Annotated in this window: 13 protein-coding genes; 2 read left to right on the top strand and 11 right to left on the bottom strand. The window is 68.3% G+C overall.

The genetic code is table 11. The features are described from left to right. Positions 1–127 precede the first annotated feature (127 nt). The 10 genes from AC5JJ2_RS21685 to AC5JJ2_RS21640 all read right to left on the bottom strand — a co-directional run bounded on the left by AC5JJ2_RS21685 (position 128) and on the right by AC5JJ2_RS21640 (position 18406). Positions 128–4858, bottom strand: a complete 4731-nt coding sequence (locus AC5JJ2_RS21685) for a hypothetical protein (protein ID WP_495860123.1) — start codon at positions 4856–4858, stop codon at positions 128–130. 95 nt (positions 4859–4953) lie between these two features. After that, a complete protein-coding gene (locus tag AC5JJ2_RS21680; protein WP_495860122.1) occupies positions 4954–6690 on the bottom strand; it encodes a type IV pilus modification PilV family protein in 1737 nt (578 codons plus the stop codon). Between the two features lie 19 nt (positions 6691–6709). Next, positions 6710–7711 (bottom strand): prepilin-type N-terminal cleavage/methylation domain-containing protein, encoded by a 1002-nt coding sequence (locus AC5JJ2_RS21675; RefSeq protein WP_495860121.1) that lies wholly within the window; start codon positions 7709–7711, stop codon positions 6710–6712. A 122-nt stretch (positions 7712–7833) separates the two neighbouring features. Beyond that, a complete protein-coding gene (locus AC5JJ2_RS21670; protein ID WP_495860120.1) occupies positions 7834–9030 on the bottom strand; it encodes a hypothetical protein in 1197 nt (398 codons plus the stop codon). After that, positions 9027–9989 (bottom strand): type II secretion system protein, encoded by a 963-nt coding sequence (locus AC5JJ2_RS21665; protein WP_495860119.1) that lies wholly within the window; start codon positions 9987–9989, stop codon positions 9027–9029. The genes AC5JJ2_RS21670 and AC5JJ2_RS21665 overlap by 4 nt, the downstream gene beginning before the upstream one ends. A gap of 11 nt (positions 9990–10000) precedes the next feature. Continuing rightward, positions 10001–11221 (bottom strand): type II secretion system protein, encoded by a 1221-nt coding sequence (locus AC5JJ2_RS21660; RefSeq protein ID WP_495860118.1) that lies wholly within the window; start codon positions 11219–11221, stop codon positions 10001–10003. A gap of 57 nt (positions 11222–11278) precedes the next feature. Continuing rightward, a complete protein-coding gene (locus AC5JJ2_RS21655; protein ID WP_495860117.1) occupies positions 11279–12517 on the bottom strand; it encodes a type II secretion system F family protein in 1239 nt (412 codons plus the stop codon). A 323-nt stretch (positions 12518–12840) separates the two neighbouring features. Further along, positions 12841–14544, bottom strand: coding sequence for a GspE/PulE family protein (locus AC5JJ2_RS21650; RefSeq protein ID WP_495860124.1), 1704 nt, complete (start codon positions 14542–14544; stop codon positions 12841–12843). A 573-nt stretch (positions 14545–15117) separates the two neighbouring features. Then, positions 15118–16314, bottom strand: coding sequence for a type IV pilus twitching motility protein PilT (locus tag AC5JJ2_RS21645; protein WP_495860116.1), 1197 nt, complete (start codon positions 16312–16314; stop codon positions 15118–15120). Between the two features lie 364 nt (positions 16315–16678). Beyond that, the gene (locus AC5JJ2_RS21640) at positions 16679–18406 is read right to left on the bottom strand and encodes a GspE/PulE family protein (protein ID WP_495860115.1); all 1728 of its coding nucleotides are present in this window, start codon (positions 18404–18406) and stop codon (positions 16679–16681) included. A gap of 285 nt (positions 18407–18691) precedes the next feature. On the opposite strand from AC5JJ2_RS21640, the gene AC5JJ2_RS21635 reads away from it, so the two are divergent. Together AC5JJ2_RS21635 and AC5JJ2_RS21630 are read left to right on the top strand one after the other, a co-directional pair. After that, entirely contained in the window at positions 18692–20080 is a 1389-nt protein-coding gene (locus tag AC5JJ2_RS21635; RefSeq protein WP_495860114.1) for an alkaline phosphatase D family protein, read from the top strand. A gap of 222 nt (positions 20081–20302) precedes the next feature. Beyond that, positions 20303–22006, top strand: a complete 1704-nt coding sequence (locus AC5JJ2_RS21630; RefSeq protein WP_495860113.1) for an amidohydrolase — start codon at positions 20303–20305, stop codon at positions 22004–22006. A gap of 121 nt (positions 22007–22127) precedes the next feature. On the opposite strand, the gene AC5JJ2_RS21625 is transcribed toward AC5JJ2_RS21630, so the two are convergent. Beyond that, on the bottom strand, positions 22128–23252 hold the full coding sequence (locus AC5JJ2_RS21625) for a DUF2330 domain-containing protein (protein WP_495860112.1): 1125 nt from the start codon (positions 23250–23252) through the stop codon (positions 22128–22130). Between the last annotated feature and the right edge of the window lie 271 nt (positions 23253–23523).

Raw genomic sequence — 23523 nt, 5'->3', positions numbered from 1 at the left:
GGCCCCCGCGGGTCCCTCCCCCATCCGCCCCGGGGGGGGGGGTTTTCCCGGGGGGGGGGGGGGGGGGGGGGCGCGCGCCCCCCCCCCCCCGCCCCCCCCCGCTCCGGGTTCCACAACGGGTCGTGGCCTACTTCCCCATCTCGACCTGCTGGAAGTACGGCACGACGCCCTTGTACCGCTGGGCGTTCACGTCGAAGTTCGCCTGCGGGCCGGGGTTGCTGGACAGGGCGTTGCTCACGCACGCCCCGCCGGAGTGCAGCCGCGTCGGGCCGGCGGCGAGCGTCACCGTCGCGAGGCCGGTCACCGGGTCGTAGGCCGGCGCGACGGAGCCGTCCGGGTTCCGCCCGCCGAGGGCCGTGATCGTCACCTGCTCCGCGGCTTGACCGACGCCGAGGTAGGCCGGCCCGGCGGTCAGGTTGATGAACCGGCCCTCGTAATGGATGTGAACCTGATTACCGGCCGCGTTCGTCCCCTGCGCCGGGAACCGCAGGTAGTACACGTTCAACGGCATCATCGTCCCGGCCGTCGGGTCGTAGGGCTGCTCGCCGAGCGGGGCCTGCCACAGCCCGTCCGCCTGCTGCCCGGTGGTGTCGACCCCGAGCATCGACCGGTCCACGACGGACACGAACTTGCCCCGCATGTCGCCGAGCACCACGTCGTACACTTCCTTGCCCAGCACCGGCGGGTTCGTCGGCGAGTACGGGCCGGGGTTGCGGACCTCGAAGTACCCGACCGTCATCACCACCAGGTACGTGTCGGTGGTGTACGTGACGTTGTTGTGCAGCTTCCGCAGCATCTCGGCCCGCTGGTACGGGTGTGTCGCCGTGCTGGCCGAAAGCAAGGCGGGCGTGCCGGGCGTCGCGCCGTCCCGGAGGATCGTGTCGGCGATGCCGCTGCCGAGCGGCCGCAGGTCGAACTGCGGGGCCGTCGGCGGGGGCGACGCGGCCGAGAACGCGGCCGTGCCGAGCGGCTTGAACGGCCGGTCGCTGCCGCGGACTGTCCCGCCCGCGTCGGTGTATGTCGCACCGACCTCGTCGAACGTCGGGCCGGGGGTCGCCCCGTTCTTCGTCCGGGCGTGGGCCGCGTACCCGCCGGCCGTCGTGTCGTCCGTCGATCCCTGCAGGACGGCCCACAGGGCATCGACCTCCGCGGTCGTGAACGCGTTCGACGCGTTCTGGTCGAGGACCGCCTCCAGCACGGCCTTGTCCCAGATCATGTTGATGTTCACCTTGCCCGGCACGCGGCCCTCGGCCGGCAGCCCGTACCCGAACGGCCGGACGGTCAGCAGTTCCAGGGCGCGGTACAGCGGGACGGCGGAGGTCCCGTAGAACCGGGCCGTATGCTCGTGGTACGCCGGGGCGGCGGACGTGCCGGTGACGAACCGGTACGTCAGCTCGTGCGGCTTCACCGCGGCGGCGACGGTCAGCTCGGTCTGGTTGACCAGCTGCCGGTCGAGGTGGGTCAGCCACTGGATGTCCGTCGGCGTCGGGGCTGGCATCCCCGACACCCCGAGCCGCTGGGTGTTGTGGGTGAAGAAGTTCAGTTGCAACCCGTTCGGGTTGATGAGCGGGTCCGCGGGGTTCGGTCCGGACTGGGCGGCCACGAACCCGGCCGTGTCGGCCATGTTAAACGGCAAAGAGCGGTGGGCGTAGTGCGGGGCCATGCGGCCGACGGACGACCGCGACCCCGGCGCGCCCGGCTCGCCCATCGGCCGCATCCCGTTCATGGTCAACGGGTCCCGTTCGCCGACGCGGATCGCGTCGCGGGCCGGCACGTCCGTGAACACGTCCACGGTGATGAACGGGTTGACCGGCAGGGCGACGTTGTACGTCCCGTCCAGCGGGTCGTTGGCCGGCAGGTACGGGTTGGCCAGCCGCCGCAGGACGACCGCCTGGTCGAGCAGCGGGGTGATCGTGTTCATGCCGATGTTACTCGGCGTTTGCTTCGTGTCCTGGTACGCCAGCGTCGGGGACGGCGGCACGGCGTTCGGGGCCGGCGGCGTCGTCCCGCCGGGGATGGAGATGAGGCCCGTCGTGTACGGGGCCGTCGTGGCGTTCGGGATGAACTCTTGCGCGCTGGTGGCCGTCGCGCCCGTCAGGTCCGGGCCGAGAACCCGGAACCCGGTCGCCGGCGTCATGGCCGTGTGAGTCGAACCGTTGTTCGGCTCGATCGTCAGCGTCGCCGTCGTCGGCAGCAGGGCATCGACCACGTGCGTCGCCGCGCCGTCCACCCGGCCGGTCACGTTCCCCGTCACCCCCGGCGTGGCCGGGTCGAACAGCGCCTGGCGGACGTTCGAGCCGGTCTTGAACACCTGCACCTTGTACGCCGACCAGGTGGTGTTCATCATCGTCGTCGTGTCCGTGTACGTGCTCGTCAGCGGGGCCGTCCCGTTGCCCATCGGGGCCGTCGCCTCGGCCCCGGCGTTGCTCGGGTTAATCAGCTCGACCCACACGCGGACGTGGAAGTCGCTCATCGCCTCGGGGTTCGAGCTGTCGCCCGGCGCGTTCGTCACCTCGGAGTAGACCTCGTTCATCAGCACCCGCGGCTTCTCGACGCCGAACACGGTGCGGTCCTGGACGTACTGCTGGCGTTGCGGCTGCGTGGTGCCGGGGTTGGCGAACAGCGTGGTCATCTCGGTCAGCCCGTTGTCCGGGACGAAGAGGCCGCTCGCGGCCTGCGGGTTCCACACGAACGTGGTGTTGATGTCGTCGTTGTCGACGTAGTCGGTGATGTTTGCGGCCAGCTGCGCCAGGTAGCGGAGGGCGTCGTACTGCTGCTGGGTCGTGTCCCCGGCGGCGACGAGGTCGTACGTGCCGGGCGTCGTCGTGCTCGGCTGCGGCAGGACGAGCGTGCCGCCGGCGGTGACGTTCGCCTTCGCCCCGGTCGCGACGATCAGCCGGACGAAGATGTCGCGGGCCATCGTCTGCCGGTCGTTCGCGGCGGCCCCGGCGTTCGCCATGTTGTTCGCCGACAGGGAGCCGGTCGGGTTCGTCGCCGCCCGGTAGTCGGCCAGCGGCCGGTTCAGGTCCACGGCCCCGATCGTCGCCATCGCCGACCGCAGGTTGGCGGCGGCCGCGAAGTCCGAGCTGACGCCGAGCGTCGGCGGGTGGATCAGGTTCTGCGCCGTCGCCGTCAGGACGCCCCCGACCAGCGACAGGTTGCTCGTCGTGTAGTCGGTGTAGTTCGGCTGGAGGCCGATCCGGGCGAGCGAGTTGCTGGCCGTGGTGAGCAGCGACCGGACGCGGTTGGACTGCATCGCCGGCGTCGTCGGCCCCGTCCCGAACAGGCGGGTGTCCGCGGCCGGGGCGGCCGGGGCCGTCGAAACCGTCGTCAGCCCGTAGAACGGCACGCCGTAGTCGCTCGCCTTGCCGGCGTACTTCGCGCTCGACCGGCGGAGGTCGTCGTGGGCCGTTACCCGGCCGGGGGTCGTGAAGGCGTTCCAGGCATACGGGTTGAACAGGCTCGGGTGGCGGTCGGACTCGGTCGTCGCCCCGCCGGTGGTGGTGAAGTCGAACCCGGTCGCGCCGATCGCACCGAACGTCGGGTCGGACTGATTGCCGGTCGGCAAGTTCAGGCGTGGCTGAGAGGGCATCCCGGCGGGGTCCGTGGTAACACCGGCGTCCCAGTTCACGGCCGAGGCGGCCGGCGTGACGGTCGTGGCGAACGGGTTGGCCGTCTTGCCGGTGGCCCCGCGGGCGTTGAACCCGGACAGCGTGGCGCGGGCGTCCACCATCGTGTTCGCGTCGCTGGTGATCCTCGACAGGTTGATTTCCCACGGGCCGAACCCGTGCGTCGAGCCGTGAGCGGCGACCGGCATCATCCCCCCGGTCGAACCCTTCCGGTTCCCGGCCACGTTCGCGTTGATCCGGGCGTCGAGCGGCAGGATGGTCGCGGCGATCAGCGGCTTGAGCGTCTTGCCCCGCCAGAGCACCTCCGGCAGGTTCGGGTTCACCCACACCGCGTCGTTGTACTGGAGGCCGTCCTGCTGGGTGATGTTCTGCACGTCGCCGGTCCACGTCCCGTCCGGGTTCTGCGGCGGGTACGGGAAGTCGGACACCAGCCCGCGGCCGTCGCCGGAGTCGTAGTTGTGGTCCGCCGGCCGCGGCCGAATCAGCCGGTAGCGGCCGGCCGCGTTCGTCCAGTCGGTGTTCGTGGGCACGACCGTCGGCGGGGCGAGCCGGAGGTTCGCGTTCGTCGTGAGGGCGTTGAAGTTGTTGTGCCGGTGGAACGACGGGACGATGATTCGGCCGGTCGTCGAGTCCTGCACGGCGACGGCCATGTTGTTCCGGTCCGGGTACGTGTACCCGGCGGCGCGGCTGACGTAGGTGGTCGTCGGGCCGGCCGTGGTGTTCGCCCGGACGCCGAGGTACTCGGGGTCGAAGATGCGGCTGTTGGCCGGCGTCGTGCGGTCGTACTGCCAGGCGTAGTTGACCACCTGCACCCGGTTCGTGATGCCGGTGACGGCGGCGAGCGGGTTCGCCGTCAGGTCCTCGCTCACCGTGCCGATGCCGTTGTAGGGGATGGTGTTCCCGCCGGCGGCGTTGTTGCCGTACATCATCGTGGCGAAGTCGTGGCCGCGGAGGGCGTTGAGCGTGCCGTTCCCGGTCCCGTAGGTCCCGCCCCCCTCGGACGGGTAGAGCATGACGCTTAGGAACTGGCTGGCGGCCCGCTCCTGCGACGGGATGGCGTCGTTCTCGGCCATCGCCTCGCGGCGGGTCCGGGCGCTGACGGCCTCGGCCTCGGCGTACAGGGCGAACGACAGCCCGACGACCGAGAACAGCGCGATGAGCGTGAGCACGATCAGCAGGATCGCCCCGCGGCGGCGGGCGAGTTGCGGGGTCGAGCGTGGGAGGAACATGGCAACACCTCAAGGTCCGGGCGTAGTTCGGGCCGGGGCCGCCGCGGTCGGCGGCCTCAAAGTTTCGTTTCCGCTTCAAATCCTGGGGGCGCGGGCTACACGTCCTGCACGAGCGTAATCTGACGGGTCAGCTTGTTCTTCGGGTCGAAGATCCGGATTTTGATCTGCACCGCCTTCAGCCGGATCGGCAGCGGCACGTAGTTGGGGTTCGGGAACCAGTTGTGGGACCCAGGGGTTTGCTCGAAGACCGGCTCGTTCCACGGCGGCGTCGGGGTCGCCACGGGCATGCCGGGCCGCCGGAACGTCGGGTGGCTCGTCCAGGTGTCGAACACCCGCTTCAGGTTCGCCAGCGGGTTCGCCGGCGGGTTCACGGAGTCGAAGCCCCCGTTCGTGTACCACCGGGCGAAACTGCTGTTCCCACTGCCTTCCGAGAAGTTGTGGGTGTTCGCCGTCGGCGTGGCCGTGTCGTTCGCGCTGTACCCCCGCGGCAGCGACGGGACGAGCGGCAGGTCGTCGAACGTCGGGGACTCGGGGACGTGGCGGTCGCTCAGGTACGGGTCCGGGGCGTTCATCGTCGCGGTCGGCAGAAGCGGGTTGGCCGGCGGGGGCACCAACGGCAGCGTGATGACGTTGCCCTGGTGCGTTCGCTCGTCCGCGCCGGGGGCCCGCACCGCCAGCGGGTTGATCGCCGGCGGGCCCACGGGGGCCAGTTGGTTCGGCGTGGTGGTGACGAGGACGATGCCGGGGTCCCAGGACGCCTTGACCTCGAACGAGATCACGTTCGTGAGCAGGATGTCCTCGCCGGTCATGTTGCCGGCCGCGTCGGCCGTCGCGCCGATGTCGTTGACGTTCGCGCCGGCGGCCACGGACACCCGCGTGCTCGTCAGCCCGCCGAGCCGGTTGACCGGGTCGGTGATGTCGCCGGGGCCGTTCAGCCCGCCGGTGGAGCCGGACGAACTCATCCCCGGCGCGGCGGCCCGGAACGGGAGCCAGCTCAGTTGCGTCAGGTTGCTGTCGTTCTTCGTGAGCACGCGGACGCGGCGGTGCAGGCTGAACAGTTGGCGGCTGCCGCCGGCCGTGGTCGTGCCGGTCGGCCGGAGGAAGTAGACGACCTCCGCCCACGGGGACGCGAACACCCGGTCGGACGCGCCGGCGAGGCCGCCGCTCAGCCCGCCGATGCACTCGTGCTGGAGGCGGTAGCCGAAGTCGCCGATCCGCCGGCCGGGCGTACCCACGGCCCCCGGGCTGGCGTACTCGGCCGTGTGACTGAGGCCGGCCTTCGCGTCGCTAGTCCAGGCGTCGGCCGCGTCGCTGGCCGTGTTGTTCGGGACCGTCGGGTTCGGGTTCAGGTTCGGCACGCGGGTGAAGAACGCCCGGTGCGGCTGGTCCCCCGTCCGGCGGACGGTCATGTGCAGGACGTGGTTGTACGCGAACGACGACGGCACGCCGTCCGGGTCGTTCCCTTCCGAAAAGCTGACCGACTCCTGCACGATGCGGAAGAACCCCTTCGCCGGCGGCCGGACGTACCGGCCGAGGGCCGGGTCGAACTGGAACGGCGTGTGGAGCAGGTCGTACCGGACCTGGCTGACCTTCAGCGGCAGGCCGTAGGTGTCTTCGAGGTGGACGGACCGCAGGTCGCCTTGCAGCACGGTCTCGGCGACGGTCAGCCGCTGGTTCAGCTCGCCGGTCGATTTCAGCAGGCTGAACGTGTCGATCCCGGCGGCGAACGCGAACGTCAGCACGCTCATGATGAGCATGCACAGCCCGGCCGCGACGAGGACCTCGATCAGCGTGAAGCCGGGGCGGCGGTGGAGGGTCGGGTGCAGTCGCATGGTCGCCTCGCGGGTCTCGTTACTTGCCGACGAGCGGCGGCCGCTCGAACACTTCCGCCAGCCCGGCGAACACGATCGCGGTCGTGCCGAGCGTCGAGTGGGCGGCGCTGACCGGGGTTTGCAGCTCGCACGTGTAGACCGTCATCTGCGTCGGGCCGGGCAGGTTCCGCGTCTCGGCCGTTTCCGTCACGCTCACGACCCGGTGGAACGTGAGCAACTTCGTCGCGTTGTTGCTGTACAGGGCCACCCACCGCCCCTTGCCGAGCGTCGGGCCGGGCTGGTCGGCGGCGAACTTCAGCACGAGCGTGGTCGCGCCGGGGACGACGAGGGCGTACCGCGGGTTCGGCGGGACGGCGGCCCCGGCGGTCGTGGCCGGCGGCGTGGTCGCGTTCGGCGTCGCCTCGTCCCAGCCGGGGTAGTCCGTCTCGCTGGTCGCCGGCTGGAAGAACGGGGCGCGGCCGTCGTAGACGAGGATCTTCAGGTCCGCGACGGTCGCGATCCCGGTGGACGGGAGTTGCAGCACGGCCGACCAGTTGTACCGGCCGGCCCGCTCGACGAACCCGCCGGTGACGACCGGGACGCCGGACTCGGTATACGTCATGTCGTCCAGCAGCGAGCAGTACCGCAGCCGCGCGCCGGGGGAAACGCCGAGCAGCCCGAGGGACCGCCGGGCCAGGGCGTTCGCGCCGGTGATGCCGGCGACGAAGTTCGGGTTCGGCGACGCCCCGACGCCGAGCGGGTCGATGAACACCGGGTTGCCGGTGGCGAGGTCGGTGGTCCGGATGGTCGCGTCGTTGCCCTTCTCCAGCATCTCCACCTGCCAGTGGTTCCGCATGGAGGACTCGGCGTTGATCGCGAGTTCGGCGCACCGGGCGTCCTTGACGGCCTGCGCCATCTGGAGCGCGCCGAGCGGGAACAGCGTCATCAGCGAGATCATGCCGATGGCGGCGATGAACATCGCGACGAGCGCTTCCGTCAGGGTCAGGCCGCGGCGGTGTCGCCACGGGGTGTGGAGCGTCATCGGTCAATCCCCAGTCGGGGCGTCGGGGCCGCGTGCCGGTCGCGAGTCGGCGGCACGTGAGATTCTTCGCGTCCGAGCCGGCGGAACCAAAAATCGCGAATCCCTGCGATTTCAAGGGAGAATCAAAGGCCCGTGTTGAGGCCGTCCTTCGCGAACTGGTACGGGTCCGCCGCCGGCGGCGGGTTCACCGGCTGCGTCGAGATCGCCCCGGTCCGGTTGTAGACGCAGATCAGGATCATCTGCCCGGCCGCGTTGTAGTCGGTCGTCAGCGGGTTCGTCGTGTTCGGCAGGTTCACGTCCCGCACCAGCAGCGCGGTCAGCGATTCCGTCGCCCCGATCACCTCGCCGGTCGGGGCGAACAGGATGTCGATGTTGTTGAACCCGTCGGGACTCGGGGCGTTCCAACTGGTCGTCACGGCGACCGTCGGCGGGAGCGTCGCCGGCGGCGGCTGCGGGATGTGCGGGACCGTCCGCCGCACGTCCACGGCCATGCCGTTGGGCAGCAACTGCGTCGGCTCGCCGAGTAGCGGCCGCGGCCCGCGGATGAGGGCGAACGTCGTCACCGCCAGCGTGCCGCTGACCGACGGCTGCGGGATGCTCGGGTGGAACGTCGTGCCCATCGCGTTCGTGAGCGTCGAGCTGTTGTGGTACGAGTAGACGCCCTTGCCGAGTTCCGGCAGCGACTCGGGCGTCACGTTCAACTGCACCGTCGCCCCGCCGGGCATGTTGGCCGCGACCGCCGGCGCGAACACGGTGATCGGGGTCGGGTTCAGCCGCAAGACGGTGCGGAGTTCCGGGACGGAGATCAGGTCCCCGCCCTGGACGGTCGCCTGCAAATCGTTCTGCTGGGCCGCGGTCAGCCCGGCGAGGTACACGGCCCGGACGTTCGACGGCGAGGCCGGCGCGCCCATCTGCGGGGTCGGGAACGGCGGGTCGTGGGTGACCGTCCGCGTCGCCGGCATGGCGACGGTGTTCTCTTGCACGTAGGCCGGGTAGTAGAAGATCAGCCGCGTGCCGGCGAGCAGCGGGCCGTTCGACGGGATCGGGTCCGGCTGCTCGATGAACGCCACCTCGCGGACGAACCCGTCCGGGCTGGTGATGAACCGGACGCCCCGCGGGGCCTTGTCCCGCAGGGCCTTGTTCTTGGACGTGATGAGCCACTGGCTGACCTTGTCCGCGGCCCCGACGGTCTTGTACGAGTCGAACGCGCTGGACTGGCTGACGCCGATGGCCAGCGCCAGGATGGCGATCGCCAGCGCGATGGCGACGAGCAGCTCGACGAGCGTGAAGCCGGGGCGGCGGGTCTGGGTGCGGATCATCGGTCACCTCGCGTGCCCTGGCGGCGGAGCTTGTACCCGGCGAGATACCCGTCCGGGATCGTGATGAGGCCGGTCGTGGTCGTTAGGAACGTCGGGTCCCAGGCCGACTCCGCCCCGCGGCCGACGATCGTCGGCAGCCAGTTTTGTCGCGGGAACTGCGTGACCGTCGGGCCGAAAATGCTCTGCGCCGCCTGCGTCTCCACGGTCGCCGTGTAGTTGCCGGTGTAGGTGCGAAGCCGGTTCGTCGGGTCGAACGGGTCGTTGCTGGCCCGGCCGGGCGTCACGTACTCGCCGCCGTTCACGTCGGCGTTCACCGTCCCGGAACACATGCGGACGAAGGTGAGCGGGTTGCCGTGCGTGTCCGTGAACACGCGGTGGTTGGACGGCGGCGTCGTTTGCAGGACGGCGGACAGCGCGCCCACGGCCGTCTCGTCGAACGTCTGGCCCCGCGCCCCCTTCTGCGTGAGGATGCGGTGGAGCAGCACGGCCGCCTGCTCGCGGTTGTCCGTCACCCCGGTCAGCCCGCTGAACCGCGCCGGCAGGCTGACGGTCAGCGCCGTCGGGCCGGGCAGGGTGACGGCCATCGTGGTCGGCGTCGTCGCCTCGGCGAACGTCTGCGGGAAGGCGTTCTTCGTCCAAAGGTACGTCCACAGGGCCAGCCCCCGGTCCTCGTCCTGGGCGGCGATGGCCTTCACCTTCGCCACCTCGTTCGCGTACTGCCCGAAGTTCGCCTTGCCCTTGAACGCATCCTTGGCGCTCTCCACCTCGGCCGTCCATTGCTGGGTGAACGCCGTGCTGAGCTTGGCGATGGTCTTCTCGTCCGCGTCGATCTGGGCGGACGCGCGGACGCGGAAGTACGTGCCCACCCCGATGGCCGCGACGACCGCCAGGAGGGCGATGACGACGAGCAGCTCGAGCAGGGTGAACCCGGCGGGCCGGCGGCGGGTGGTCGTGGTCACGGGTGGTCTCCTTAATCCGGTGCGCCGAGGAACGTCTTGCGGAAGTTGGCGAAGTCGTCCCCGCCCGCCCCCTTGCCGGCGTCGAAGTCGTCCTCCCCGAACTTCGCGACGCCGGCCGGGGCGAGGCCGAAGCCCCAGGCGTAGTCGTTGCGGGTTTCGCTGCCGTTCGGCCCGCCCGAGATGATCTGGAAGCTGCCGTGGTTGACGAACTTGTTGGCCGTGTCCTTGAACGGCGTCGGCCCCATGTTCGGGAACGTGGCGTAGGCGGCCGCGTTCGGGTACTGGCGGGTGGTTTGGCGGTTGTACCCGGACAGCTTGCCGCCCCACGGCGCGATCTGGACGCGGCCGCCGGTCGGGTGCGCGATCGGGCTGGTGACGTAGTCGCCGCCGGACCCGGTCCCGCTGGCGGCCATGTACAGGTACGGCGTGCCCCACGGGTCCACGTACCACGACTCGTTGCTGATCGTCCCGACGTTGTCCGCGGCCGGCCCGGTCCCCTCCCACCGGTAGACGCCGGCCCCGCCGGTCAGGGCCGGGGTCGGGGCGGACGGCAGGGCGTTCAAGGCCCCCGTGTGCCGTTCGAGCCAATCGACCGGGGTGACGAGGTTCTTCTTCTGGAATTCAAAGAACGGCATCCCTGGGGCCCGTTGCTGGCCGGGGGCGGTCGCCGGCAGGAACGGCGTCGTCGGGTTCGTCGAGAACCCGAGGTACTCCACGTGCTTGCCGCCGCTGAGGAAGAACACCAGGCACTGGTTCGGGTCCAGCAGGACCGGGCCGTCCACCACCGTGACCGGCAGCCCGTTGAACGTGGCCGGCGCGCCGGCGGCCGTGCTCGTCGGTGCCCACTTGACGAACTTCGGGGCCGTCAGTGGATCGAGGAGCAGGCCGTTGAAGCTGTCGCTCATGCGGCCGAACATCCGCTTCAAGATGTCCCGTTCCGGCCAGGCGTTCACCGGGGTCACGTCCGGGTACTCGCTGCACAGCCGGAACGTGGCCTGCGGGCCGCCCCCGAACCACGGCGGGTTCCGGTTGTACTTGCTCTTGAACTGGCCGATGGCTTGCTCGAACTGCTGCAGGTCGGCCCGCAGCGCGGCCTCCTCGCCCTTTACCTTGACACGTTGCACGGCCGACAGGATCAGCCCGGCGAGGACGCCGATGATCGCGATGACGACCAGCAGCTCGACCAGCGTGTACCCGCGGCGGGGCCGCGGCGGGGAGTGGAAGTTCACCATGACACCGGCTCCGGAAAGACTCCCCGCGGGCGGTCGCCCGCGGGCTTTGTGCCACCCTTATTTCGACAACCCTTCCAGCAGCTTGATCAGCGGCAGGAACAGCGAGATCACGATCGCCCCGATGACGCCCCCGAGGAACACGATCATGATCGGCTCCAGCAACGCGATCAGCGACTTCACCAGCGTGTCCACTTCCTCGTCGTAGAAGTCGGCCACCTTGTAGAGCATCGTGTCCAGGTCGCCGGTCTCCTCGCCGACCTCGACCATGTTCACCACCATGTCGTCCACCAGCCGCGACTCCCGCAGCGGGTCGGCAATGGTATCCCCCTCCCGGATGGATTCCAAAACCCGCTGGAACATCCGCTCGAAGACCACGTTGTTGGCCGTGTCCTTCACGATCGAGAGCGCCTCCAGGATCGGCACGCCGGAGCTGATGAGCGTCCCGAGCGTCCGCATCGTCCGGGCGACGATGGTTTTCTCCACGAGACTCCCGACGACGGGTATCCAGAGGACCATTCGGTCGAGCGCGTAATTCCCGGCTCTCGTCAAGCGGATGAGCTTTATCAGCAGGTAGACGCCGAGCGGGAACAGCGGGATGACGTACCAGTAGTTCGCCACCCAGTCGGACACGTCGATGAGGATCTTCGTGGCCTGCGGCAGGCTGAGGCCGAACTCCTCGAAGATCTTTTTGAACTTCGGGATGATCGACACCATGATGAACGTCAAAATCCCGACCGCGACCATGATGACCACGCTCGGGTACACCATCGCCCCGACGACCTTCCGCTTCAGGCTTTGGGCCTTCTCCTTGAACTCCGCGAGGCGTTGCAGAATGACTTCGAGCGCGCCGCCGGCCTCGCCCGCCTTCACCATGTTCACGTAGAGGCGGTCGAAGCACTTCGGGTGGCGGCTGAGCGCTTCCGAGAGCGTCGAGCCGGACTCCACGTCCTCGACCACGTCGATGAGCGAGTTCTTGAGGGCGCTCGGCTTCATCTGCTTTTCGAGGATCCGCAGCGAGCGGAGGACGGGCAGCCCGGCGTCCTGGAGCGTGCTGAACTGGCGGGTGAAGATGCACAGCATCTTCTGCGAGACGCCGCCGATGACGAAGGTTTTCCGGCTCTTGCCGGTCTTCTTCTTCCCCTTCTTGCCGCCCTTCTGCTGCGCGGCGGTGAGCTTCGTGACGAAGTAGCCCATCGCCTTGATCTTCTGCGACGCCTCTTCCTCGTTGGTCGCGTCGACCGAGTCCTTGACCTCCTGGCCGGAGGTGTCGAGCGCCTCGAATTTGTAGGTCGGCATGTCGTGCCCCTGGGGGTGGAACTCCGCGCTCGGCATCGCCTCGCGGCTGGTATTGGTCGTCAGCCGTCGGGCTGACCTATTTTGCACCGGCGGGGCGGAAAACCAAAAAACAGCCCCGCCGAAATTTGGAGTCGTTCGCGGTCTGCCTCAAACCTCCGGTGCGAGCCGAAAGGGTTGAGCGATTGGTTGTTTCATCCCTGGGACCGCGGGCGTCCCGCCCGCCACGGTCCCCGCCACTTGAGGCGGATCCCGGTGGCCGGGAAGGTGGGCGGGCGGGACGCCCGCGGTCCCAGGATTGCACGCCACGCCCTGAAACAACGACTTTAGTCCTCCACGATCGTTTCCCGCACGACCTCTTCGAGCGTCGTCATGCCGCCGACCAGCGCCTCGATGCCGGCCTCCCGCAGGCCCTTGATGCCGATCTTGCGGGTGTACGCCCGGATCTGGTCGTTCGACGCCCCGCGGCTGATCATGTCGCGGATGTCGTCGTCGATCAGCATCAGCTCGTAAATCCCGGTCCGGCCCTTGAACCCGAGGTTGTTGCACTTGTCGCAGCCCTCGCCGTAGAAGAACTTCGCGCCCTTCAACTGCTCCGGGGTGACGTTCAACTCCATCAGCTGGTCGCGGGTCGGCTCGTAGGCCGTCTTGCAGACCTGGCAGACCTTCCGCACCAGCCGCTGGGCCTGGATCGCCTCCAGCGTCGCGGTGATGAGGAACGGCTCCACGCCCATGTCCCGCAGCCGCGTGATCGACGACGGGGCGTCGTTCGTGTGCAGCGTGCTGAACACGAGGTGGCCCGTGAGCGACGCCTGGATCGAGATTTGCGCCGTCTCCAGGTCGCGGACCTCGCCGATGAGGATGATGTCCGGGTCCTGCCGCAGGATGGCCCGCAGGGCGGACGCGAACGTCAGGTCGATCTCGTGGTTGATCGGGCACTGCACGAGGCCGTCGATTTCGTACTCGACCGGGTCCTCGGTGGTGATGATCTTCGTCTCGATGTCGTTCAGTTCCGACAGGGCCGAGTAGAGCGTCGTCGTCTTGCCGGACCCCGTCGGCCCCGTCACGAGGACGATGCCGTTGGGCTTCTTGATGACCTGCCGGAACTGGGCGAGCAGCGGCCCCGGCATGCCGATCTTGTCGAGCGACAGGCCGACGTTCGACTGGTCGAGCACCCGGATGACGACGGACTCGCCGAATAGCGTCGGGAGGACGCTGACCCGCATGTCGATCCGGTTGCCGCCGAGGTTCAGCTCGATCCGGCCGTCCTGCGGCAGCCGCCGCTCGGCGATGTCGAGGTTCGACATGACCTTGATCCGGCTGGCGATGGCGGTGGCGAGGTGGCGGGGCGGCGGGACCATCTCGTACAGCACGCCGTCGCACTTGTACCGCATCTTGTACTCGTCCTCGAACGGCTCGAAGTGGACGTCCGAGGCGTGGTCGCGGATGGCCATGAGCATGACCATGTTGATGAGCTTCCGGACCGGGGCGGAGTGGGCCATTTCCTCGATGCTGTTCAGGTCGATGCTGGTTTCCCGCTTCATCGCGGCCTTGTTCAGGTCGGCGTCGCCCTCGAGCTCCTTGATGATGCTGGCGATCGACTCCTCGTCGGCCCCGCCGCCGGCCCCGCCGACGCCGTAGGCCTTCGCCGTCAGCTCCTCGACCGCCTTCGGCGGCGCGAGCACGGCCTTGACCTCCGTGATGCCGAGGAAGTTGCGGATGTCGTCGAGCGCCTGCAGGTTGTTCGGGTCGGACATCGCCACGGTCAGGACGTTGTTGTCGAAGGAGATCGGCACGACCCGGTACAGGTCGGCCATGGTCTTCGGGACCTTCGTGACCGCGTCCTTGCTCGGCTTCACGTCCTCCAGCGACTGCACCTTCATCCCGTGCAGTTCGGCCTGCGCCTGGAGGAGCTGGTCCTCGTTGACGAGGCCCCGCTCGGCGACGATCTCGGCGAGCTTGTTGTCGCTCGTCCGCATCTCCTCGTAGATGGAGTCGAGCTGCGCGTCGTCGAGGAACCCGAGGTCCACGAGCTTCTGGCCGAGTTGCTTCGTGTTCGCATCGACGTGCGTGAGCGATTTCTTCTGCGGCGGCTTCGGCGCGGGCTTGGGGGCCGGGGCCGCGGCCGGTTTCGCGCCGGCGGCAGGGGCGGCCGGCTTCTGGCCGGGCGCGGCGGGCGGCCTCGGCGCGCCGGGCACGGCCGGCTTCGGGGCCGGAGCCTGTCCTGGCGTCGCGGGCTTCGGCGGCCCGCCGGCGGCCGGTTGTTGCGGCTTCGGCGCGGGGGCTTGCCCCGGCGCGGGGGCCGGCTTCGGCGCGGGGGCCACGGGTCGTTGCGCCCCCGGCTGGCCGGGGACGGCCGGCTTCGCCCCGTTCGCCTGCGGCGGCGCGGCCGGCTTCTGCCCCGGTGCGGGGGCCGGCGGCTTCGCGCCGGCGGCGGCCGGCGGCGTGCCGGGCACGGCCGGCTTCTTCGGGTCGTTCGGGGTCGGCGGGGTCGTGGACATAAGTTCGGGGCCTTCGCTGGGCCGGCGGCTCGACCGGGTCGGGAACCGCGTGGCCGGGTGTATGGGAAAAACCCGGCCGCGGGCGCGGCCGGGTCCGATCAGTTACCGCTTGTACGGGGCCTTCCGAGGTTTGCGACGATCATCGTCGTCGTCATCCTCGTCGTCGTCATCGTCGTCGTCGTCATCCTCGTCGTCGTCCTCGTCCTCGTCGTCCTCGTCCTCGAGCAGGCCGCGCTCGAACGCCGCGATCTTGGCCGCGAGTTCCGCCGGCTTCGCCGCCTTGAGGAGGGCCTCTTCCTTCTCGACGAGCTGGTCCTTCCAGAGGTTGAACAGCGACTCGTCGAGCAGGAACATGCCGTGCTTCCGCCCGGTCTGGATGGCGGAGTCGATCCGGTAGACTTTGTTCTCCCGGACGAGGTTCTGAATGGCCGGCGTGACGACCATCATCTCGTAGGCCGCGATGACGCTCTCGGGAATCTTCGGCAACAGCGCCTGCGACAGCACCCCCATGAGCGCCGTCGAGAGCTGCGTGCGGACCTGGTCCTGCTGTTCCTTCGGGAACACGTCGATGATCCGGTTGACGGTGGACGCGGCCCCGGACGTGTGGAGCGTTCCGAAGACGACGTGCCCGGTTTCGGCGGCCTCGATGGCGGCGTGGATCGTTTCCAAGTCGCGCATTTCGCCGACGAGGATCACGTCCGGGTCCATCCGCAGGGCGCGCCGGATGCCCTCCTTGAACTCCGGCACGTCCACGCCGATTTCCCGCTGGTTGACGGTACACTTCTTGTGCTTGTGGTAGTACTCGATCGGGTCTTCCAGCGTGATGATGTGCCGGTCGTAGTTGTCGTTGATGAAGTTAATCATCGACGCGAGGCTGGTCGTCTTCCCCGACCCGGTCGGCCCGGTGACGAGGAGGAGGCCCCGCGGCCGGACGATGAGCGAGCGGATGGCTTCCGGCATCCGCAGTTGCTCGAACGTGAGGAACTGCGACGGGATCCGCCGCATGACCATGCCGATCGTGCCGCGCTGCTTGAAGATGGCGACGCGGAACCGGACGCCGTCGGTGTACTCGATGGCGAAGTCGGCCCCCCCCTTCTGCTGCAACTCCTGCTGGCAGCGGTCCGGGGTGATCGACTTCATCAGCCCGGTCGTGTCGTCCGGGTCGAGGAGCTTGGCGTCGAGCTTGCGCATCCGCCCACCGGCCCGGACGACGGGCGGCTGGCCGACGCTGATGTGCAAGTCGCTGGCCTTCAGCTGGATGACTGTTGCCAGCAACTTCTCCATTGCCACACTGGCCACGGCACACTCCTAACGGTGCGCGACGCCCACGAGTCGATGGGTCCCGAGCGGGGAAATGGCGAGTCCTGTTCCGCTCGGGGCATGTTCGATTGTTCGCCGGGTTCGTCGCGACACCAAAACTGGCCGGAAAATCTTTCCCGGCCGTGAATAGGGTCCGTCCGTCCCACCGGCCGCCTCCGGCGGTCCGGTTTCCGTAAGTCGTTGCGTGCGGCCGGCCTGGCCTCCGCCGGCCATTCGTAGGGCGGGTCAAGGCTTTGCGCCGACCCGCCGTTGCGCTCCCAGCCGGTTCGGCGGTCCTCCGCGTGGCTGCGGTCCCCCGGCGGGTCGGCGCAAAGCCTTGACCCGCCCTACAAATCAATGCTTATCAATGCTTATCCAGTAGCAAAGCCTCCGCGTGGCAGATGCTCAAGACCTCTTGCAGCGTCGTCGCGCCCTTAAGTGCTTTCCCCACGCCGTCGTCCAGCAAAGTCCGCATCCCGCCCGCGCGGGCCTTGCGGCGCAGCTCCTGGGCCGGGGCTTGCGCGAACGTCAATTCCCGCAAAGCTCCACTCATCCGCATCATCTCGAAGATGGCCTGCCGGCCGCGGTAGCCGCCCTGCCGGCAATACTGGCACCCTCGTCCCTTCATCATGTTGCCGGCCTTCGCCTTCTCGACGGTCAGACCGGCCGCCTTCAACTCGCCCTCGGAGGGAATGTACGGCTCCTTGCACTTCGGGCAGTTCACCCGGACCAGCCGTTGCGCCATGATCGCGATGACCGAGCTGGCCGTGAGGAATGGCGGGACGCCGATGTCCGTGAGCCGGGTGATGGCACTGGGCGCGTCGTTCGTGTGCAGTGTACTGAAAACCAAGTGTCCAGTCAGAGACGCCTGGACAGCGATTTCTGCCGTCTCTTTATCTCGAATTTCGCCCACGAGGATGATGTTCGGGGCTTGCCGCAACATCGACCGGATGATCCGGGCGAAGTCGAGGCCGATCTGGTGCTTGACCTCCACCTGATTGATGCCGGGGAGGTAATACTCGACCGGGTCCTCCGCCGTGATGATCTTTCGGTCCGGCCGGTTCAACTCGTTCAAGACGGCGTACAGCGTCGTCGTCTTCCCCGACCCCGTCGGCCCCGTGACGAGGAAGATGCCGTTGGGCCGCTTGATGATGTTCTGGAAGCGGATGTACTCGTCTTCCGCGAAGCCGAGGTCTCGAATGCTGATTTGAATATTACCGCGGTCGAGAATCCGCATCACCGTCGATTGGCCGTGGCAACTCGGGAGCAGGCTCACACGAAGGTCGAAGTGTTTGTTGTTCACCGTCATCTTGATCCGACCGTCCTGGGGCCGTCGTTTTTCCGAAATGTCGATGTTCGACATAATCTTGATGCGGGACGTGAGGGCGGACTGGAGGCGTCGGGGCACGGCGTCCCGTTCGACCAGCACGCCGTCGATCCGGTAGCGGATGCGGACGCGGTCGGCGAACGGCTCGACGTGGATGTCCGACGCCCGCTGCGAGATCGCTTCCGAGATGATGAGGTTCACCAGCCGGATGACCGGGGCGTCGCTCTCGTCCCCGGCCGCGAGGTTCCCGCCGCCGGCCCCCTCGACCTGCGTGAACTCGATGGCCGTGTCCGTGAACTCGACGAGCATGGAGTCCACCGACTCCGTTTCCGTCTGGCCGTAGTTCCGGTTGATCGCTTCCTGAATCTGTTCCTGCGGGGCAAGAACCGGCTGGATGTCCCGGTTGAGCACGAACCGCAGTTTGTCGAGCACCTCGATGTTCGTCGGGTCGCTCATGGCGATCTTCATCATGTTGCCTTCGAGGGCCAGCGGCAGCACGACGTTTTCGCGGGCGACCGACTCGGGCACGAGTTCCGTGACGGCCTTCGGGATTTCGGCCGCGGTGAGGTCGATGAACTCGAACCCGCCTTGCTCGGCCATCGCGCGGGACGACTCGATCAGCGGGACGTAGTTCAGCTTGGCGAGGGCGTCCTGCAGGCGGAGGCCGGTGGACGCCGCCATGTTCGCGGCTTCCTCGACCTGGTCGGGGCTGATCAGCTTCTTCTTGACGAGGATGTCCGTGAAGTCATTTCGAGCCTTGGCCATGACGGCACTCCTGATGGGGCGGTGAAGGGTTCGTGGTTGTGCGCGCGGGCGTGGGACGGTCCGAAGCGGTCACCGGGGAGGGATGAAGGGAATCCCGGTCGGCCTGGGGAGGGTCCGTAAGCACGTCGATGATAGTGAAGGTTCGATGAGACGGAATCTATTCCTTATCTTGTCCGAACGGCCCCCCTTTCCACAAGAGATTAAATGTGAAAAATGGCCGGGACCGTCGAAGTCGGCACGCGGATCGCGCGGATTCCGCCCCGGCCCACCTCTAAGAGAAACGCCATGCCCCGCCTTCTGTTGGCCTTCGCCCTGGTCGTCGCGGCGCTGCCGGCGGCCGCGCAGGAGAAGCCAGTCACCCGGATCGCGTTCGGGTCGTGCGCCGACCAGGATAAGCCGTGCCCGATCTGGGGGTCGATCGCCAAGCTCCAGCCGGAGCTGTTGGTCCTACTCGGCGACACGATGTACGCCGACCTGGACAAGTCGAAGAAGGTGGACCCCGCGCTCATCCGCGCGAAGTACGACAAGCTCGCGGGCGAGGCGGAGTTCGCGAAGCTGAAGAAGGGCGTCCCCATCGTGGCCACGTGGGACGACCACGACTACGGCAAGAACGACGCGGACGCCCGGTTCGCGCTCAAGGACGAGTCGCAGCAAATCTTCCTCGACTTCTTCGACGTGCCGAAGGACTCGCCGCGGCGGACGCGGAAGGGCGTCTACCATTCGCAGGTGTTCGGCCCGGCCGGGAAGCGGGTGCAGGTCATCGTCCTCGACGGCCGCTACCACCGGAGCCAGATCGCGACGAAGTTCAACCCGAAGCTGCGGGTGACGGAGTCGTTGCCGAACACCGACCCGGCCGCGACGTTCCTCGGCGAGGAGCAATGGGCGTGGCTGGAGGAGCAACTGAAGGTCCCGGCCGAGGTGCGGCTGATCGGGTCCGGCGTGCAGGTGCTGAGCGAGGAGCACCCGTTCGAGAAGTGGGCGAACATCCCGCACGAGCGGGACCGGCTGTTCAAACTTCTCCGCGACACGAAGGCCAACGGCGTCATCTTCCTCAGCGGCGACCGCCATCTCGCGGAGCTGTCGATGGCGACGGGGATGATCTCGTACCCGCTCTACGACATTACCGCGAGCGGGTTCAACCAGGGGAACAAGGCGTGGCGTGCCCCGGAGAAGAACAAGCACCGGGTCGCGGCGATGCCCTACGGCAATAACTTCGGGTTCATCACCATCGACTGGGCGAGCGAGACCAGCCCCCGGATGACGCTGCAGCTCCGCGACGAGGACGGCGAGATCGTCGTCCGGCACGCGATCCGGCTCGGGCTGCTGACGCCGACGGAGCAGGCGGCGGCGAAGCCGACCCCGGCCGGCGTGCTGACCGCGGCCGACGCGCTGAAGGGCACGGTCGGGGCGGAAGTGACGGTGCAGTTCGAGGTGAAGGGCGGCCGGCTCACGGCGGACAAGAAGCGGCTGTTCCTGAATAGCGAAACCGACTTCCGGGACGCGAAGAACTTCACCGTCGTCGTGAACGCGGCGGCCCGCGGCGGGGCCTTGAAGGACGCGACCGGCGACACGTTCCAGGGCAAGACCGTGCGGGTGAAGGGGAAGCTGTCGAAGTTCCGCGAGCAGGTGCAGATCGAGGTCGATGACGAAAAGCAGATCGAGGTGGTGAAGTAATTAGCCGCAGTCGGGACGTGGTGGTGAGCGAGAGGCCCAGACTTCCGAAGTCCGGTTTCGACTTCGGAAGTCGAGGGGATAAGAGGCGTCTGCGAACGTCGTGAACGCTGCGGCGCGGGATCGACTTCCGAAGTCGAAGCCGGACTTCGGAAGTCTGGGGCTTGCTCCCGAACCGCGACGCCGCTCGGCTCGCCCGCGGAAGCGCCTACAATCTCCCCCATCATGAAACATTTCCACTTCCTCCTTCTCTCCCTCCCGTTCCTCCTCGCGGCCGATCCCGCGGACCTCATCATCCACCGCGCGAAGGTCGTCACCCTCGACGCCAAGTCCACCATCGCGGAAGCCGTGGCGATCCGCGGCGACACGATCGTCGCCGTCGGCGCGGACGCGGACGTTCTCAAGCTGCAAGGGCCGAACACCCGCGTCATCGACGCGAACGGCAAGACGGTGCTGCCGGGGCTGATGGACAGCCACGTCCACCCGAACGGCGCGGCGACCAGCGAGGCCGGCGAGCCGCTGCCGCTGTTGCGGTCCATCCCCGAGGTGCAAGCGTTCATCGAGCAGAAGGCCGCGACGACGCCGGAAGGCAAGTGGATCGTCATCCGCTACGCCTTCCCGACCCGGCTGAAGGAGGCCCGCTTCCCCACGAAGGCGGAACTCGACGCGTTCGCCCCGAAGCACCCGGTGCTGTACCACGCGGGGCCGGCGGGCGTCGCGAACTCCGTCGCGTTGCGAATCTCCGGCGTCACGAAGGACACGCCGAACCCGGCCGCCGGGCAGGTCGTGAAGGATGAGGCGACCGGCGAGCCGACCGGGATGCTGCGGAACGCCTACGGCGTGCTGAAGGGCGTGCCCGGCGCGGCCGACGACCTCACGCCGGAGAAGCGGCGGGCCGCGGTCAAGAAGCTGTTCGCCCTCTACAACGCGCACGGCCTCACGAGCGTCGCCGACCGCAACGCGAGCAAGGCCGACTACGAGTTGTACGAGAGCTTGAAGAAGGACAACGAGCTAACAGTTCGCGTGAACGTCGCCCGTAGCTTCTCGCCGGCCGGCTCGCGGGAGGACGTCGCCAAGCGGCTCGCCGACCTCGGCGGGCCGACCGGGACCGGCGACGCGTGGGTCAAGGTCGGGCCGATCAAGCTGTTCCTCGACGGCGGGATGCTCAACGGGTCCGCGTTCATGCGCCAGCCGTGGCCCCGCGGCGACACGTACCAGATCACGCAGGACGACTACCGCGGCCTCCTTTTCATCAAGCCGGAGCAGTTGCAGATCGTCGTCGAGGAGGCGGCGAAGCGGAAGTGGCAGGTGACGGCCCACACCGCCGGCGAGGGCGCGATGGACGTGCTGCTCGACGCCTACGAGCTGACGAACCGGATGACGTCCGTCAAGGAGATGCGGTACTGCATCACGCACGCGAACTTCCCGTCGCAACGCAACCTCGAACGCTGCCGGGAACTCGGCGTGTGCGCCGACGTGCAACCGGCGTGGCTGTTCAAGGACGGGCACACGCTCCTGAAGGTGCTCGGCCCGGACCGGATGCGGTGGTTCCAGCCGTACAAGTCGTGGCTGGCGCACACGACCGTCGGCGGCGGGAGCGACCACATGCTCCGGTTCGACCCGCTCGACTCGACGAACCCGTGGTCCCCGTGGCTCGGCGTCTGGGTCGCGGTGACGCGCACCCTCGAGCGCGGCGGCGTTCTGCGGCCGGACGAGGCGCTGACCCGCGAGGAGGCGCTGCGGCTGTACACGGTCAACAACGCCTACCTTCACCACGAGGAGAAGTTGAAGGGCACGCTGGAGGTCGGGAAGCTCGGCGACCTGATCCTGATCGACCGCGACGTGCTGACGTGCCCGGCCGCCGACATCCGCGACACGAAGGTGCTGCTGACGCTCGTGGGCGGGAAGGTCGTGTTCGAGCGGAAGTGAAGAATGGCCCGCAGATGACGCCGATAAGAGCGAAGATGAAGAGGATCAGAACAAAGATTTGATCTGTTGCTTTATCCGGTTTTCATCTGCGCCGAAGTCCGCGTCATCTGCGGGCCATGTCTTACTTCTTCAGCAGCAGCCACCCGACCAAACAGATCACGCCGACGACGGCCGCGAGGACGCCGAGGAGGATCGGGAATGCGAACCGCTCCTGCGCCGCCGCGCTGCCGGGTTCCGGGCCGTCCACGTACTCGTACTGGTAAACCGGCACGATCACCGGCGGCCGCTCCAGCGCGTCCTGCTTCGCCGCCACTTTGAAGTACACCTCGTCCGTGCCCGGCCGCGGGAACGACTTGTCCTCGAACTCCGTCAGGTGCCACGCCTTCGCCGCGAGGGCGTCCTTCGCCTTCGGCTCCAGGCCGAGGTTGTCGAACACGCCGTGCGCCGTGCCGGCCGGGGCCGCGTTCGCCCACGCCGCCGCGCCGGGCCACGCGGTTTCCTTGCCGATCGTCCCCTCGTACCGCTTGTCGGCGAGGAAGAACACCTTGAGCATCCGTTGGCCGGCCGCGTCCTTCGGCCGCATGTCGGCCGGCTCGCGGTACGGGTAGAACGGCGCGTCGGCCTTGAACGTCATCCGCACCGTGCGGCCGGTCAGCCGGTTCGCGAGGCTGCCGTCCTTCGACAGCTTGAACGCGGTGATGACCCACTCGTGGTCCGTGTACCACTTGAACCACTCGACCAGCTCCTTGCGGGCGTCGTACCCGTTCTTGTCGAGCCAGTCGCGGAGGGCCTTCGGGTCGTTCGCCTTCAGCACGACGGCGTCGTACCCGGCGACCTTCTTCCGGTCGAGCACCTGGACCGTCGGCGGCGGCGCGGCCTTGGCGGCCGGCGCGGCCCCGGCCACCTGCGTCTTGGCGTTCCGGTAGACCGTCTGCTTCCGCGTTTCGTAGATGATGCGAGGGGCCGTGGCCGCCGAGAGCGTGTCGAAGATGCTGTCGTTCGCCTCGGCCAGCTCCGGCGGCGTCGGCGTCGGCACCAGGAACCCGAAGTCCTTCGCGTCCGTCTGGAAGTTCGCCCGGCGGATGAAGTGCTCGGTCTTGGTCGTCGGGTCCCAGACGATGAGGGCGTCCTCGGACGAGACGGCGACGGGCTGGTTCGGCCGCCACGGGATGGCGCACCCGTCGGCGGGCGGGGTCGGGATCAGGGCGACGGCGGCGAAGGCGGACAGGAGGAGAAGGGCACGCATCGGGACCACTCCGGACGTGATGGGGCTACCCACCACGATACCGGGCGGGCCGGGTTATTCCCGGTCGATGTGTAACGGCGGCGCAACAACGGGTTCGTGGTCCACGTCGTCCCCGTGGCAGCCGTGCGAGATGATGACGACGAACGTGGCGAGGAGCACGAGCACTGGCAAACGCAGGAACGAGAACCCGCCGCACGGCGAGTCTTGGTTTTGGTCTTGTTCCCTCCCCCCTTGGGGGGGAGGGCTAGGGAGGGGGGTAACCTCCCTCCCC

This window comes from Limnoglobus sp. (genome assembly GCF_059499385.1).
The sequence above is the reverse complement of the archived record's forward strand: the minus strand, read 5'-3'. Positions and strand labels throughout refer to the sequence as shown.

What these genes read in the sequence shown, in the direction of transcription:
- AC5JJ2_RS21685 (WP_495860123.1), bottom strand. Translation starts at nt 4,858, where the DNA reads ATGTTCCTCCCACGCTCGACCCCGCAACTCGCCCGCCGCCGCGGGGCG.
- AC5JJ2_RS21680 (WP_495860122.1), bottom strand. Translation starts at nt 6,690, where the DNA reads ATGCGACTGCACCCGACCCTCCACCGCCGCCCCGGCTTCACGCTGATC.
- AC5JJ2_RS21675 (WP_495860121.1), bottom strand. Translation starts at nt 7,711, where the DNA reads ATGACGCTCCACACCCCGTGGCGACACCGCCGCGGCCTGACCCTGACG.
- AC5JJ2_RS21670 (WP_495860120.1), bottom strand. Translation starts at nt 9,030, where the DNA reads ATGATCCGCACCCAGACCCGCCGCCCCGGCTTCACGCTCGTCGAGCTG.
- AC5JJ2_RS21660 (WP_495860118.1), bottom strand. Translation starts at nt 11,221, where the DNA reads ATGGTGAACTTCCACTCCCCGCCGCGGCCCCGCCGCGGGTACACGCTG.
- AC5JJ2_RS21655 (WP_495860117.1), bottom strand. Translation starts at nt 12,517, where the DNA reads ATGCCGACCTACAAATTCGAGGCGCTCGACACCTCCGGCCAGGAGGTC.
- AC5JJ2_RS21640 (WP_495860115.1), bottom strand. Translation starts at nt 18,406, where the DNA reads ATGGCCAAGGCTCGAAATGACTTCACGGACATCCTCGTCAAGAAGAAG.
- AC5JJ2_RS21635 (WP_495860114.1), top strand. Translation starts at nt 18,692, where the DNA reads ATGCCCCGCCTTCTGTTGGCCTTCGCCCTGGTCGTCGCGGCGCTGCCG.
- AC5JJ2_RS21630 (WP_495860113.1), top strand. Translation starts at nt 20,303, where the DNA reads ATGAAACATTTCCACTTCCTCCTTCTCTCCCTCCCGTTCCTCCTCGCG.
- AC5JJ2_RS21625 (WP_495860112.1), bottom strand. Translation starts at nt 23,252, where the DNA reads ATGCGTGCCCTTCTCCTCCTGTCCGCCTTCGCCGCCGTCGCCCTGATC.